At 69.2% G+C, this 14468-nt stretch carries 12 protein-coding genes; 4 read left to right on the top strand and 8 right to left on the bottom strand.

Features of this window, described 5'->3' with window-relative positions:
* Positions 1 to 22: 22 nt before the first annotated feature.
* Both AB0J87_RS48375 and dnaE read right to left on the bottom strand, forming a co-directional pair.
* Positions 23 to 364: a DUF6300 family protein gene (locus tag AB0J87_RS48375; RefSeq protein ID WP_363978736.1), complete on the bottom strand. Its 342-nt coding sequence runs from the start codon at positions 362 to 364 to the stop codon at positions 23 to 25.
* Positions 361 to 3915, bottom strand: a complete 3555-nt coding sequence (dnaE, locus tag AB0J87_RS48370) for a DNA polymerase III subunit alpha (protein ID WP_363978733.1) — start codon at positions 3913 to 3915, stop codon at positions 361 to 363. Before dnaE ends, AB0J87_RS48375 begins: the two co-directional genes overlap by 4 nt.
* A gap of 372 nt (positions 3916 to 4287) precedes the next feature.
* On the opposite strand from dnaE, the gene AB0J87_RS48365 reads away from it, so the two are divergent.
* Positions 4288 to 5166: a potassium channel family protein gene (locus AB0J87_RS48365; RefSeq protein WP_363978730.1), complete on the top strand. Its 879-nt coding sequence runs from the start codon at positions 4288 to 4290 to the stop codon at positions 5164 to 5166.
* A 404-nt stretch (positions 5167 to 5570) separates the two neighbouring features.
* Positions 5571 to 6257 carry a hypothetical protein gene (locus AB0J87_RS48360; protein WP_363978727.1) on the top strand — a complete coding sequence of 229 codons (687 nt, stop codon included), beginning with the start codon at positions 5571 to 5573 and terminating at the stop codon, positions 6255 to 6257.
* Positions 6258 to 6323: 66 nt separating this feature from the next.
* Here the strand turns inward: AB0J87_RS48360 and AB0J87_RS48355 are convergent, their stop codons facing one another.
* The 4 genes from AB0J87_RS48355 to AB0J87_RS48340 form a co-directional block, all read right to left on the bottom strand.
* Positions 6324 to 7568: a hypothetical protein gene (locus tag AB0J87_RS48355; protein WP_363978724.1), complete on the bottom strand. Its 1245-nt coding sequence runs from the start codon at positions 7566 to 7568 to the stop codon at positions 6324 to 6326.
* A 13-nt stretch (positions 7569 to 7581) separates the two neighbouring features.
* Positions 7582 to 7737 (bottom strand): hypothetical protein, encoded by a 156-nt coding sequence (locus tag AB0J87_RS48350; RefSeq protein WP_363978721.1) that lies wholly within the window; start codon positions 7735 to 7737, stop codon positions 7582 to 7584.
* 155 nt (positions 7738 to 7892) lie between these two features.
* Positions 7893 to 9188 (bottom strand): Na+/H+ antiporter NhaA, encoded by a 1296-nt coding sequence (gene nhaA / locus AB0J87_RS48345; protein ID WP_363978718.1) that lies wholly within the window; start codon positions 9186 to 9188, stop codon positions 7893 to 7895.
* A gap of 93 nt (positions 9189 to 9281) precedes the next feature.
* Positions 9282 to 10280, bottom strand: a complete 999-nt coding sequence (locus AB0J87_RS48340; RefSeq protein ID WP_363979279.1) for a LacI family DNA-binding transcriptional regulator — start codon at positions 10278 to 10280, stop codon at positions 9282 to 9284.
* A gap of 67 nt (positions 10281 to 10347) precedes the next feature.
* Between AB0J87_RS48340 and AB0J87_RS48335 the strand changes: the two genes are divergently transcribed.
* Positions 10348 to 11577 carry an MFS transporter gene (locus tag AB0J87_RS48335; RefSeq protein WP_363978715.1) on the top strand — a complete coding sequence of 410 codons (1230 nt, stop codon included), beginning with the start codon at positions 10348 to 10350 and terminating at the stop codon, positions 11575 to 11577.
* Here the strand turns inward: AB0J87_RS48335 and AB0J87_RS48330 are convergent.
* The gene (locus AB0J87_RS48330) at positions 11513 to 12694 is read right to left on the bottom strand and encodes an MFS transporter (RefSeq protein WP_363978713.1); all 1182 of its coding nucleotides are present in this window, start codon (positions 12692 to 12694) and stop codon (positions 11513 to 11515) included. The genes AB0J87_RS48335 and AB0J87_RS48330 overlap by 65 nt on opposite strands.
* Positions 12695 to 12821: 127 nt before the next feature.
* Here AB0J87_RS48330 and AB0J87_RS48325 point away from each other — a divergent pair, with 127 nt between their 5' ends.
* Complete coding sequence (locus AB0J87_RS48325) at positions 12822 to 13466, top strand: TetR/AcrR family transcriptional regulator (RefSeq protein WP_363978710.1); 645 nt, start codon at positions 12822 to 12824, stop codon at positions 13464 to 13466.
* Positions 13467 to 13501: 35 nt separating this feature from the next.
* On the opposite strand, the gene AB0J87_RS48320 is transcribed toward AB0J87_RS48325, so the two are convergent.
* Positions 13502 to 14437, bottom strand: a complete 936-nt coding sequence (locus AB0J87_RS48320) for a methyltransferase (protein WP_363978707.1) — start codon at positions 14435 to 14437, stop codon at positions 13502 to 13504.
* Between the last annotated feature and the right edge of the window lie 31 nt (positions 14438 to 14468).

Raw genomic sequence — 14468 nt, 5'->3', positions numbered from 1 at the left:
GTGCGGCTCGCCTGGCCGGGCGTCAAAGCTCGCTGCGCCGCCACTGCTCGATCTCGTCCTCCAACGCCTGCTCATTCAGCATCGGTACGAACACGTTGGTCGCCCATGCAGTGAACAACCGCACGAACTCGTGGTCCTCGTCGTTCGGCTCACCGTTGACGTGGAACCACGAGATCAGCGGGGCGGCGTGCAGATCATCCGTGTCGCAGTCCGAGCACAGCGCCACCCCGGTGTAGCCCTCCACCCGCGTGCCGACGGCGTTGTACCAGCCGTTCGGCACGCGTGCGTACAGCAACCCCGCTCGGCCGCAGCGGGGGCACTCCGGCGCGTCGTCGGGGCTGATGACCTCGATCCGCCGGCTCAAAGCGACAGTGCTTCAGGCCCGAGCAGCGCCTTGATGTCGGCAGCGAAGCTCGGTTCGGCGTTGACCGGCCACTCCGGTAGCGACATCACCATGACCTTGCCCGCCGGCCGTCGCAGGTTGATGTGCAGCGGTACGCGGCCCTGGTGCATCTTCAGCACCTGGCGCAGTTCGTCCAGCAGGGTCGGAGTGATGCGTTCTTCCCGCAGGAGAAGCGTGATCGGGGCACCGGACTCGCTGTTGACGCCGGACACGTCGATGAGGGCCATCTCCTGGGCGAAGACCGAGATGGCGCCGTCCCGGTTGTTGATCTGGCCCTTCACCGACACCACGATGTCCGGCCGCAGCTCCGGCCCGTACAGCTCGTAGTTGCGGGGGAAGAACAGGCATTCGACGGCGGCGTCCATGTCCTCGACCGTGAGGATGGCCCACGTGTTGCCTGCCTTGTTCACCCGCCGGTCCACCTTGGTGACCAGGCCGGACACCTGGACGTCGCCGCGGTCGTCGCGGCCGCTGTCCAGCAGGTCGGCGATCGTGGTGTCCCGGTTCCTGGCCAGGAGGCGTTCGGTGCCGGCCAGCGGGTGGTCGGACACGTACAGGCCGAGCATCTCCCGCTCGAAGTCGAGCTTGGTCTTCTTGTCCCACTCGCCTTCGGGGACGGCGATCGTGAACGCCGCGTCGTCGCCGGTGTCGTCCATCCCGCCGAACAGCGAGTCCTGGCCGTGCGCCTCGTTCTTCTTGATGTCGATGACGGACTCGACGGCCTGCTCGTGAATCATGAGCAGGCCCTTGCGCGGATGTTCGAGGGAGTCGTACGCGCCCGCCTTGATCAGCGATTCGATGACGCGCTTGTTGCAGGCGGTGAGCGGCACCTTGCCGAGGAAGTCGTTGAAGTCGGTGAAGCGGCCCTTCTCCTTGCGGGCCTTCACGATCCCTTCGACGACGTTCTCCCCGACGTTGCGGACCGCGCCCATCCCGAACCGGACCTGCGTGTCCCCGACCGCGACGAAGTCGAGTTGGGAGTCGTTGACGTCGGGCGGGAGCACCTGGATGCCCATCTTGCGACATTCGGCCAGGTAGACGGCCGCCTTGTCCTTGTCGTCGCCCACCGACGTGAGCAGGGCGGCCATGTACTCGGCGGGGTAGTTGGCCTTCAGGTACGCGGTCCAGTAGGCGACCAGACCGTAGCCGGCGGTGTGGGACTTGTTGAACGCGTACCCGGAGAAGGGCAGCATGACGTCCCACAGCGCCTGGATCGCCTCGTCGCTGTAGCCGTTGCCGCGCATGCCGGCCTGGAAGTTGGCGAACTCCTTGGCCAGGATCTCGGGCTTCTTCTTGCCCATGGCGCGGCGCAGCAGGTCGGCGCCGCCGAGGGAGTAGCCGGCCAGCTCGCGGGCGACGGCCATGATCTGCTCCTGGTAGACGAGCAGATGGAAGGTGGGGCCGAGGATGGGTTCGAGCGCCTCCTTGAGCTCCGGGTGGATCGGCTCGATGTCCTGGCGGCCGTTCTTGCGGTGGGCGTAGTTGGTGTGCGCGTTGGCCGCCATCGGGCCCGGCCGGTAGAGGGCGAGCACGGCGGCGATGTCCTCGAACCGGGTCGGTTCCATCAGCTTCAGCAGCGATCGCATGGGGCCGCCGTCGAGCTGGAACACGCCGAGCGTGTCGCCGCGGGCCAGGAGCTGGTAGGTCTTGGCGTTGTCGAGCGGCATCGTCAGGGTGTCGAGCTCGACGCCCCGGTTCTGCTTGATGATCTTGATGGCGTGGTCGATGATGCCCAGGTTCCGCAGTCCCAGGAAGTCCATCTTGACCAGACCCATGTCTTCACAGGACGGGTAGTCGAACCCTGTGATGACCACGCCGTCCTTGTCCCGCATGTGCATGGGGATCAGGTCCAGCAGCGGGGTCGAGGACAGGATGACAGCGGCGGCGTGCACGCCGGTGCCGCGGATCAGCCCCTCGATGCCGCGGCCGGTGTCGATGACCTTCTTGACGTCGGGGTCGTTCTCGTACAGGGCGCGAAGCTCGGTGCCCTCGTTGTAGCGGGGGTGGCTCTCGTTGAATATGTCCGCGAGGGGGACGCCCTTGCCCATGACGTCCGGCGGCATCGCCTTGGTGATCTTGTCGCCCATCGCGAACGGATAGCCGAGAATCCGGCTCGAGTCCTTGACGGCGGCCTTGGCCTTGATCGTGCCGAACGTGTTGACCTGCGCGGTGAACTCACTGCCGTACTTCTGGGTGACGTAGGCCACCATGCGATCGCGCTGGCGGTCGTCGAAGTCGAGGTCGACGTCCGGCGGGTTGATCCGCTCAGGGTTGAGGAACCGCTCGAACAGCAGGCCGTGCTCCAGCGGGTCGAGCTCGGTGATGCGGGTGGCGTACGCCACGATCGAACCGGTCGCCGATCCACGGCCGGGCCCGACCGGGATGCCGTTGTCACGGGCATATTTGCAAATGTCGGCCACGACGAGGAAGTACGAGGAGAACCCCATCGGACCGATGACCTTCATCTCGGTCTCGTACCGATCCATCACCTCGGCCGGAATCGGGGTGCCATATCGCATCTCCAGGCCGCGCTCGCATTCCTTGCGCAGCCACGACTCCTGGGTCTCCCCCTCGGGCACGTCCGGATAGTCGGGCATCCGGTCCACCTGGGCGAACACGTCGCCGTAGTCGCCGATCATCTCGGCCACGAGCAGCGTGTTGTCACATGCCTCGGGCAGTTCCGGGAACAGGGCGTACATCTCGTCGGCGGGCTTGAGGTAGTAGCCGGATCCGTTGAACCGGAACCGGTTCGGGTCGTCCTTGTTCTTGCCCACGCCGACGCACAGGAGGCTGTCGTGGGCGTCGGCCTGGTCCTCGGTCACGTAGTGGGAGTCGTTGGTGGCCAGCAGCGGAATGTTGAGCTGCTTGGCCAACCTGAGCAGGTCCTCCCGGACCTCCCGCTCGATGCTGATGCCGTGGTCCATGAGCTCCAGGAAGTAGTTCTCCTTACCGAAGATCTCCTGGTACTCGCCGGCGACCTTGACGGCTTCGTCGTACTGGCCCAGCCGGATCCGGGTCTGCACCGCGCCGGACGGGCAGCCGGTCGTGGCGATGATCCCGGTCGCGTACTGCGAGATCAGGTCCTGATCCATGCGCGGCTTGGAGTAGTAGCCCTCGAACGACGCCAGGGACGACAGCCGGAACAGGTTGCGTAGCCCGTTCGCGTCCTTGGCCCACATGGTCATATGGGTGAACCGGCCGCCGCCGGAGACGTCCTTGCCACCCTCGCCGTCCGCCACGCCGGTCTCGGCCCGCTGCCCCCAGAACACCGGCTTCTTCACGAACCGGCTGTGCGGGGCAACATACGCTTCGATCCCGATGATCGGTTTGACCGGTGTGCCCGACGCGACCTTCTGGAACTCGTACGCACCGAACATGTTGCCGTGGTCGCTCATGGCGATCGCCGGCATGTCCAATCGTTCGGCCTCTTTGAACAGCGGCTTCAGCTTGGCCGCCCCGTCCAGCATGCTGTACTCGGTGTGGACGTGCAGATGCACGAACGACTTGCTCACCCGTTCCCCCAACTTCGCATCGGCCCGGATCCTCGCATGAGCCTATTCCGTCTCGCGAGGCTCATGGGGCATCGCGCCCGGAGGGCGGGAAGGTTGTTGCCAGGCTGTTGTTGACGCTGCGTGAAGGACATACCACACCGACCGTGAGCTGGGGAAACGCCTGCGTCTTCGGTCCATACCCGCTGTTCGGCAGACTCGAACGTATGAGCGAGCTACGCAGCCCGACCACCTCCGATTCGGCGAGTCTGCGTTCACCGACGGTGCCCGCGGCCTAGGCTCCAAGCGCGGCCCGGCTCGGGCGGCAGATCCCCCCGGCCTTGGCTGCACGGATCGTCCAGCCGCTCCACAGGACAGCCACTGCGGGAGAGACGAATGGAGTGGTTGGTCTCGCTGCTCGGGGCCGCGCTCATCATGGCCGCCCTACGGGACCTGTTCCACACGCTCTGGCACCCCACCCGCCACGGAGGGCTGAGCCGGCTCGTCATGGCGGCGTTGTGGAAACTGGCCCGGCATCTCCGAGCGCGCAGGCGGGTTGTGGGGCTCGTCGGTCCGCTCGCCATGGCGACGGTGGTCGGCATGTGGGCCGTCACCATCATCCTGGGCTGGGCCATCGTCTACTGGCCCCACATGCCGGAGGCGTTCGCCTTCGCACCCGGTTCCGGGCTGTCGCAGGAGCCGGCACTCCTCGACTCCGTCTACCTGTCGCTCGTCATGGTCGCCACCCTCGGGCTCGGGGACATCGTGCCTGTCGCGGGCTGGCTCCGCGTGGTCTCGCCCCTGGAAGCCCTCGTCGGCTTCGTCCTGCTGACGGCCACCGTCTCCTGGGTGCTGGAGATCTATCCGACGCTGACCCGCCGGCGGGTGCTCGCGATCCGGTTGGCGTTGCTGCACCGCTCGGACCCGTCCATGCGGCAGCTCGACTGCGCTGCGGGTGCGTCATTGCTGGGAAGCCTGGCCACCGAGGTGGTGCGGGTCCGTATCGACTTCACCCAGTACGCGGAGGCCTACTACTTCCATGACGGTGAGGACCACTCGTCCCTGGCGGCCACGATCGGCCATGCCACCCGCCTCGCCCAGCGCGGGCAGGCGGGCCGACGGGCAGATGTGCGCCTGACGGCCGACCTGCTCGCCGGTGCGTTGGAAGACCTCGCCACCATCCTTGACCAGCGTTTCCTCCACACGAATGGATCACCTGCGGAGGTATTCGCCGCGTACGCGGCCGACCACGGCCGCGCCCTCACCGGGGCCTGAGCGCTGCCCATCCCATCGGTACGGCGACCCGCTCGGCAACGCCTCCAGCACGGGTGTGCCGGACTCGGGGTGGTGCGGCGGGCGAATTCCGCATAAATGCAAGGGTGCCGTCACGATCCGACATGGCGCCGTGTGTCGCATCAGCCGCCTCTGTCCGCCGGGCCATAGTGGTCGAGCCGGCTGCCTCTTCAGGCGAGCGGGTCTGCACCCCGGTCTCCACCACCGGTCCGCCGAGCCACGCGTGGCCCTGAAAGGTCCGCACGACACAGGCACGACAGGGCGCGTGCGCGTCCATGAACGAGAAGGCTTCCACCACACGCATGACCAAGAGGGACCGAATCCGAGAAGCGGGCAGAAAGCCTCGGAGGCTGGCGCTCAGCGTGCCACAGATCGTGGGAAGCGCGATGGCCGCGGTCACGGCGGCGGTCGCGGCGTCGTACCTGGGCGTCGCCGGCACGGTGATCGGCGCCGCCGTGATGAGCTTGGCCAGCACGGTGGCCACCGACGTTTACACGCACTATCTCAAGCGCACCGGCGACAAGGTCAGGCAGCATGCCGTGAGCGCGTGGCACGAGCGGACAGCCGAGGCGGGTGATGGCGCCGCGCGGCGGTCCGCGCGGGCCGGGGCACTTCTGAAGGCGTTGCCGTGGGCCAAGCTGGGGGTGGCGGCCGCGCTGGTGTTCTGCGTCAGTATGGGCGGCATCCTGACCTACCAGGTGATCGTTGATCAGACGGTGGCCGACCAGGTGACCGGCAAGTCCCGGAAACGGGCCGAACCCCGCAAACCATCTTCCAAGAAGAGCAGGCACGCCGAGCCCCCGGCTCCGGCGCCGTACCGGGAGCCAGCCACCTCGACGCCGACAGGCGCGTCTCCGTCCTCCACCCCCTCCACGTCACCGACCACCCGCACCCCCACGCCGGCACCCACCCTGACGCCGAAGCCGACGCAGAGCGTGCCGGAGCCGTCCGAGCCTTCCGCTTCCGAAGGGACTCCCGACGTGACCAGGCAGCCCCCGGCGCCGGGTCAGGGTGGGCCTGCCGGCTCGCCCTCCGCCACGCCGCCGGGCACCGTGCACATAAAGCTCTTCTGAACGTGGCGGGGGAGGCTGCATAGGCCACTGAAGCCCCAGGGGGTCCGAGAGGTCGTACGGTTCCTGTCAGCCGAGCCAGCTCGCGACCTGCGACCGGACCGCGGGGTACCAGCCGAGTTGGAGATGGTTGGCACCGGCGATCAGCGCGGTGCCGGCCACCGTACCGATGCCCACCGTGGACAGCGCGCTGCTGACGAACACCACGCCGTCGCTGGGTCCCCGGTTCTCGTTGTAGATGCCCACGACGCTGGGCGACCCGCCGGCCAGCAGGTACGTCGCCACCGACGCCGGCACACCCGCCTGCTGGATTCGCGAGATCAGCGAGCCCGCGTTGATCGCGGCCTGGATGCCGGGCCCGGAGGTGTAGAAGCCCTGTCCGCCGTAGTACGTGGTGTACCAGTCCTGCTGCGTCTGGTCGATGCCGTAGGTGCCGTCGAAGCGCGCCAGCATCTGCCGCTGCCCGGGATAGCAGTCGAACCCGCCGGCGGGTACGAACGAGAACTCCGGATGGTTGGCGTAGATGCCGTAGCAGGTCATGTACGTGTGCGGCGCGGGGGAGTTGACGCTGCCGCCGCACTCCGGCCAGATCGAGAAGTCGTGCGCCCAGCCGTGAGCGAACGGATAGTCGTAGCCGGCGTTCGGGCCGCCGAGCGTGATGAGCTTGCGCACGTCGCCGGCGTACGAACGGCCCCAGCTCGGCTTGACCGACGACACGTACATCCGCGCCGACATCTCACCCTTGCTCCAGCCCACCAGATCCACAGCGGACACACCGAGCTTGGCCTTGATGATCACGATCGCGTCGCCGACCTCCTGGGCCTGCATCAGGTTGTCGCCTTCCTTGTGCGCGAACCCGATGGCGAAGACCCGGTATCCGGCGTTCGACAGGTGCTGCATCAGGCCGGTGCTCGGGCAGCTTATGGCGCCGCAGCCGAAGCCGCCCGACTCGCCGGGATTGGCCCACGCCCGGTCCGGATTGTCGTTGGCGCCGTGGACCAGCAGCACCGGAGTGGTCTTGGGGTTGGCGTTCCAACCGGGTGCGTGGTACAGCAGGAACCGGCCGGAGAACGGCCGCTTGACGCCGCCGAAGAAGCTCAGCCGCTGGCCGTCCTGATCTCCGCGGCCGTCCGGCGGGTAGCTCTCTTGGGTGAACCCGGACGTGGTGTCCAGGTACCGCTCCACCGAGGACCAACCGTTCGCGACGTTGGCGTACGTGGCTTCCAGCGTCAGGTACGAGGGGGTCGCGGCATGGGCCGCGGTCGGTACCAGCAGTGCGGTCAGCATCACCGCGACCGTCCATAAGCAACGCATTCGGGCCTCCTGTCTACGGGATTTCGGCGACCGCGGCGGCAACGCGCGCGGCGAGCAGGATCGTGCGGTGGCCGGCGTCGTCGACGGTGCGCGCCGGCATCCGGGGGCCGGGGCATGGCGGCGAGGCCGTGGAGGCCGGCAGGGCGGGCATGACGGTCGTGTCGGGCATGAGTGCTCCCTGAGTCGGTCGGCAACCCCGAGACCGGCCGCCATCGTCACTTGAGCGCCGCGGCCGTTCCAGTGCCGCCCGCCACACCTTTGCCGCACCGGACGTGTGCGTGCGGCACATCCGCGGAGGGCAGCCAGGGCGTCGCGGGCGACGAGCTAGGGCCGCTGGTAGAGATCGGGGATCCCGTCATGGTCGGAGTCGGCGGTCTCGGACCGGTGGATGCGCCGGTAGACGCGGGCGCGCAGCCGAAGGATCACCGTGGCCAGCAGGGCCGCGGTCAGGGAACCGGCCAGGACCGCGATCTTGAACCGCGCGTCGGCCTCGCCCGTTCCGAACGCCAGCTCCCCGATCAGCAGCGACACGGTGAACCCGATGCCGCCCAGGACGGCCAGCCCGGCCATGTCGATCCAGGCCAGCCCTTCGTCCAGAGTGGCGCGGGTGAAGCGGGCCACCAGCCAGGTGGCGGCCAGGATGCCGACCGGCTTGCCGACCAGCAGCCCGGCCACGATCCCCATCGCCACGGGGTCACTCAACGCTCCTGCTGGCCCGCCAAACCCACCCAGGCCGACCCCGGCGGAGAAGAACGCGAACACGGGCACGGCCACACCGGCGGACAGCGGGCGGAACCGGTGCTCGAAATGTTCGGCCAGGCCTGGTCCCTCCGTGCCGCCCGGCGGTGTCCGGGACAGTACGGGGACGGTCAGAGCCAGCAGCACCCCGGCCACGGTGGCGTGCACTCCTGAGGCGTGCACCAGTGCCCAGCAGGCGAACGCCGGTGGCAGCAGCAGCCACCACGCACGTACCCCGCGCCGTACCAGCACCGCGAAGATCGCCAGCGGCACCACAGCGGCCAGCAGCGGGAGCACCGACAGGTGCGAGGTGTAGAAGGTGGCGATGATGACGATGGCGATCAGGTCGTCCACCACCGCCAGGGTCAGCAGGAACGTGCGCAGCGCGTCCGGCAGGGAGCGGCCGATCACCGCGAGCACCGCCAGCGCGAAGGCGATGTCGGTGGCCGTCGGGATCGCCCACCCCCTGGCCGCCGTTCCGCCGGCGACCGCCAGATACACCAGTGCGGGCACCATCACGCCGCCGACGGCCGCGGCCACCGGCACCACGGCCCGGCGCAGGTCACGCAGATCGCCGGCGACGAACTCCCGTTTCAGCTCCAGACCGGCCACGAAGAAGAAGATCGCCAGCAGCCCGTCCGCGGCCCAGGTGGCCAGGTCGAGGTTCAGGTGCAGCGCGGCAGGGCCGGCCTCGATGGCGCGCAGGTCCTGGTAGGTCTGCGCCCACGGCGAGTTGGCCCAGATCAGCGCGGTGAGCGCGGCGGCGAGCAGCAGTGCCCCGCCGATGGTTTCCTTGCGCAGGATGTCGGCGATGCGGCGCGCTTCGGGCCAGGTGCTCCGGTTGAACAGGCGGGGAACGCGCGTGGCGCTGGTGCCGGGCATGGAACTCCGCTCCTTCGACAGGGCTCGGGTCTCTCACTTGCCGACCAGACTTCCCGGCACACCTATCAATAAGGTATCAGGACACGTAAAGAGCTACATAACGGACTCTCGTCCGGTTCGGATGGTCCACGGGATCTCCTGGTCGTTCGGGTGGCCGGGGTTGAGTGCCAGCTGCGCGCAGCGGCGGCCCTGGTCTCGCAGCGGGTTGGTGACGGACGTGATGCCGAGCCGGCGGCCGGCCGGCGAGGCATCCCAGCCGAGGTAGGCAGCCTCCGGGTGAGTCTCCTGGAGGGCCTGGTGGGCTCCCAGGACGAGTTCGTCGCTCATGGCGATGATGAGCGCGGTGGGGGTGAGCTGGGGGGCGAGTTCTCGTGCCGCGGCGAGGCCGTCCTGTTGGGTGTTGCGGGCCACGACGGCGATCGGCGTGCTCGTCCAGTCGAGCCCGGCCTGTTCGATGGCGGTGCGGTAGCCACGCAGACGGGCGTCGGTGACGGGGAACGGCGCGTGTGGCGGCAGATCGGCGCCGGTCGTCACCATGCGCTCGCGGTCGCGATCGAGCGGGAACGAGATCACGACGGGCGTACGGCTTTCACGGAGTCCCTGGGAGGCGACCGCGAGCGCGGCCCGGTAGTCGTCCTGGGTGACGCACGCGATCCCCTGGCGCGGTGGGCCGCCCTGGATGACGGCGGGCCGGGGGTCGTCGGCGACTGCCGCCAGCACCGGGTCGTCCTCGGCGGTGGTCCACAGCACGAAGCCGTCGACCGCCGCGGACAGCACGCGATCGGCGTCGGCGGCATCGCCCCGCGTGGGGATGAACGTGAGGCCCTGGCCTTCCTCGACGCAGACCTCCGCGACCCCGGCCAGGAACTGCGCTGCTTGGGGATCGTCGAAGGCGTACGCCAGATGCTCGCTGAAGACCACCCCGATCTGATGCGTTCGACCGGATTTCAGCGCGCGGCCCACGGCGTCGGGGTGATACCCCAGCTCGTCGGCGGCGCGGTGCACGCGTTCGCGGGTGTCGGTCGCGACCCGGGCAGGCCGGGTGAAGGCGTAGGAGGCGGTCATGGGTGACACCCCGGCACGAGCCGCCACATCTTTCAGTGTCACGCGTCTGCGGTCGGTTGGCACGGTGCCATTCTAGTTGTGTAGCGTTACACAGGTGTCCACAGTGATCGTTCGCCCCGGCGGCATGTTTCGCGCGGCGCCGTTCCTCGGCTTCGCAGGGTTCGGCGCCTTCTGGGGTGTGTGGGGTGCCAGTTTGCCCCTGCTGCGAGACCAGGCCGGTGTGAGCGATGCGGGGTTCGGCGTCGTACTGCTCTTCATCGCCGCCGGAGCTCTGCCCGCCATGCTGCTGGCCGGGCGGCTCGTCGACGCGCTCGGTCTGCGTGTCACCGGAGTACTGCTCGCACTGCTGGGAGTCATGGGTGTCGTGCTCTCCGCCGCCGCGGTGAACTATGCCGCGTTGTGCGCCGGCATCCTGTTGATGGGAGCCTGCTCGGGAGCGGCCGATGTGGCGCTCAACACGCTGGCGGCGACGGTCGAGAAGCGAACCGGACGTCCCGTCGTGACCCGTTCGCACGCGGCGTTCTCCGCCACGGTCGCGCTCTCGAGCCTGGCCACCGGTGCACTCACCGCGATCGCGGACAGCCTGCTGGTGAACTTCGCCGCGGGCGCGGTGGTGGTCGTGGCGCTCGGTCTGGCCGTCGTCACCGCGACGCGACCGGCCCCTGCTGATGACGACGCCGCCGCACCTGAGGGCGCCGCCACGCGTCCTGGTCGCATGTCGGGGTGGATCGCGCTGGTCATGGTCGGGGCGATCGGCGCGTTTGCGTTCGCGGCGGAGAACGCCTACCAGTCCTGGAGCGCCGTCCTGCTGACCGACGCGTTCACCGCCTCGCCGGCGCTGGCCGCCGTCGCGCCGGCGGCGTTCGCCACCACGGCGGCACTGACCCGTTTCGCCACCGGTACGGTCACGCTGCGCCGCCCGATCGCCACGCTGGTCGTGGCAAGCGCGATCGCCACGGCCGGTGGCGTGCTGACGGCGTTCGCGGCCACGCTGCCGCTCGCCCTGGGAGGCGTCATCGCCGCCGCCGTCGGCACCTCGGCGCTCTTTCCCACCCTGCTGTCCTACGGGCTCCGGCCCGTTCCCGACGGGTCACGAGGACGGGCCACGTCCGCCATCTCCACGGTTGCCTATCTCGGCTACCTCGCGGGCCCGGCGTACTTCGGGCTGCTCGCCGATGCCACCGGGGTGCAGAGGACGTTCCTCGGTATCGCCGCGCTGACCGCCGTGGTGCTGGCGGCGATCCCGGCGCTGCCGGCGCTCAAGCGAGCAGGAGGATGGCCAGCGCGGGGCCGAAGGCGCCGCCGAGCTGGTAGCACAGGGTGAGCAGGCTCACGGCGGTGGCCCGGTGCTCGTCCGGTACGACGGCGCCGACGCGGGGCGCGTACCAGGCCATCGCCGCTGTGGCCGCGAACACCGCGAACGCTGTGGACGCCGCGACGAGCACCGGCCACGGGGCGATCGACGGCAGGGCGACGGCCGTGGCGCCCGCGGTCAGCAGGACGGATCGGGTGACGGCGGGACCGAGCCGAGCGGCCCGCCGGGTGAACAACAGCGAGGCGATGGAGCCGGTGGCCAGCATGATGAGCGTCACCAGCCCGATCCGCCCGGTCGTCCAGTGGTGTTCCAGCAGCCGGGGCACGGTGTAGAGCAGGGCGAAGTAGGAGGTGGACAGCGTGCTCGCCACCGCTGCCGCGGTCACGAACGCCCGGGAGCGGATCACCGGATGAGGGATGAACCCGGCAGGCTTCTTGCGGACGTGCAGGGTCAGCAGCGGGCCCGCGACGGCCGAGGCGGCAACGGCCACCAGCTCCAGGCGCGGGATCAGGACGAATGTGCTGACCAGCGTCATCACGAGCAGGATCCCGATGGTGTCGGTACGGGTGGCGGCGGCTTGGTGGTGGTGCACGGGGGCGTGGCGTAGGACTGCGGGGACGGCCAGCAGCGCCGGCAGGGACAGCAGCAGCGGCAGCCGCCAGGAGATCCCCGACAGGGTGGAGCCGGCCGGCGGGCCGAACGCGCCGATCAGGCCGACCCCGGCGGTGACGGCGCCTGCTCGCGAGGCGGTCCCGGCCAGGGAGATGGCGATGGTGACCAGGCCCCCTCCGCCGGCGGCCTGGGCGGCGCGTCCGGCCAGCAGCATCGGCAGCGTCGGTGCGCCGGCCACCAGGAGTGTGCCGAGGAGTACGAGGGCGCTGTTGACGAGTGTGGCGGCGCGGATGCCGCGGGTGCGCAGCAGCGCGGCGGTGAGCGGGGCTCCGAGGACTCCGCCCCAGCCGAACGCCGTGGCGGCCCAGGTGGCGTCGGCCGCCGAGACGCCCAGGGCTCGGGCCAGATCGGGGATGGCGGTGGTGGTGCTGTTGGCGCTGAGTGAGGTCGGCGTGGCCAGGAGTGCGAGGTACCGGACTGCGATTTGTCCCTTGTGTAGGGGTTCGGCGATCACACGCCTAAAGTACACCAGCTAGTTTCCTAGTGACACTGATTGGTGTACTTTGACTGGCCCGCAAGGCCCACCGGCGCGCGGGTCGCCCCTACACTGCATCGAGGAGTTTCCAGCCGGAAGGACGCTGATGACCCTGCGCCAGGCCGAGCCGTACGGCCGACCGGAGAAGCGTCAGGCGATCACCCGGGCCGCCCGCCGCGTGTTCGGCCGCGACGGCTACACCCGGGCCGGCATGGACGCGATCGCCGCCGAGGCGGGGGTGTCCAAACGGACGATCTACCGGCACTTCGCCGACAAGGAGCAGTTGTTCCTGACCGTCGCGCTGGAGGGCGCCGACGAGGTCACCGCCGCGATCGCGCAGATCATGGACCGGCATCTGCACAAGATCGTGGATCTGGAGCGGGACCTCATCGACTTCTCCCTCGACAGGGTCGCCGCGGTCACCGCCTTCCCTGACCACTTCGCCCTGGTACGGGCCATCGAGGCGGAGGCGGCCCACATCCCGCCGCCGATCCTCCAGGCGTGGATCGCGGCCGGACCGCAGACCGGGCACCTGCGCCTCGCCCCGTACCTGCGCCAGATCGCCGAGCGCGGCCTGCTGCGGATCGACGACGCCGACCTCGCCGCCGCCCACCTCACCCTGCTGACCATCACCGACGTGAACCAGCGGACGTTCTACGGCGCCGTCCCCCTACCCCAGGAGGAGGTCGACCGGCTCGTCACCGCGGGCGTGCGGGCCTTCCTCCGTAGCTACGCTCCCTCCTCCGCATAGCACGAACCCTGAGGCGCCACCCGATGCGGACCGGGTCAGACAGGCTTGGCCTCGAGGAGGCTTGCTCCCGCGCCCAACTCCACAACCTCTCCCAGTTCCAGATCGGCCGAGGCGAAGAGCTGCGCGTACTCCTGTCGGCTCCGTTCCGAGCCGCCGTTGAAGATGGCCAGCATCCGCAGGTCCAGGTCCTTGCCCAGATGCGGCTCAGCGTCGTCGGGCAGCACCACTTCCAGGATCAGCACGCGCCCGCCGGGTTTCATGGCGTGCCGGACATTTCGCAGAATGCGCACAGCGTCGTCGTCGCCCCAATTGTGCAGGACGCTGGCAAGCAGGTAGACGTCCCCTCCCGAGGGCACCGAGTCGAAGAAGTTCCCGGCCACCACCTCGCACCGATCAGCCAGGTTCTCGGCGGCCAGCACGTCCCCGGCATGGGCCACCACGTGGTCGAGATCGAGGAGGATGCCCCGCATGCCGGGGTTGGCGCGCAGGACCGTGGCCAGGATCGAGCCGCTGCCTCCGGCGACGTCGACCATGGTGCCGACGCCGGTGAAGTCATAACGCGTGACCAGGCCCCGCGTGAAGGCGTCGGCCCTGGCGGTCATGTAGTCGTCGAAGATGTGGCTGATGTCGGGATGGCGGGCCAGGTGCTCGTAGAGCTCTCCGTACCTGGTGACGAACGCGGAGCTGCCCTCGCGTACCGTGTCCGGCAGTTTGCCCATGGCGTACCAGAAGCTCTCCTCGCCCAGCATGCGCATGGAGGAGCGGATCGAGCCGGGGATGTCCGAGCGGAGCGCCGAGCCCTCCTCGGTGAGGGCGTATCGGTCGGCGCCGGACGGACGGACGACTCCGATGCCCGCCAGCTCGCGCAGGACCCGGCGGAGCGAGGGAGCGTGCGCCCCGCACCGTGCGGCGAGCTCTTCGGTGTCGAGCGGCCCATGCGCGAGCTGATCGGCCACGCCGAGCTCCGCCATGGTCAAGAGTGCAGCGAATCGGGAGATACCG

It is taken from the genome of Nonomuraea sp. NPDC049625 (assembly GCF_040675285.1).
Taxonomy (GTDB): Bacteria; Actinomycetota; Actinomycetes; order Streptosporangiales; family Streptosporangiaceae; genus Nonomuraea; species Nonomuraea angiospora_A.
This window is presented reverse-complemented; position numbering and strand designations above follow the sequence as displayed.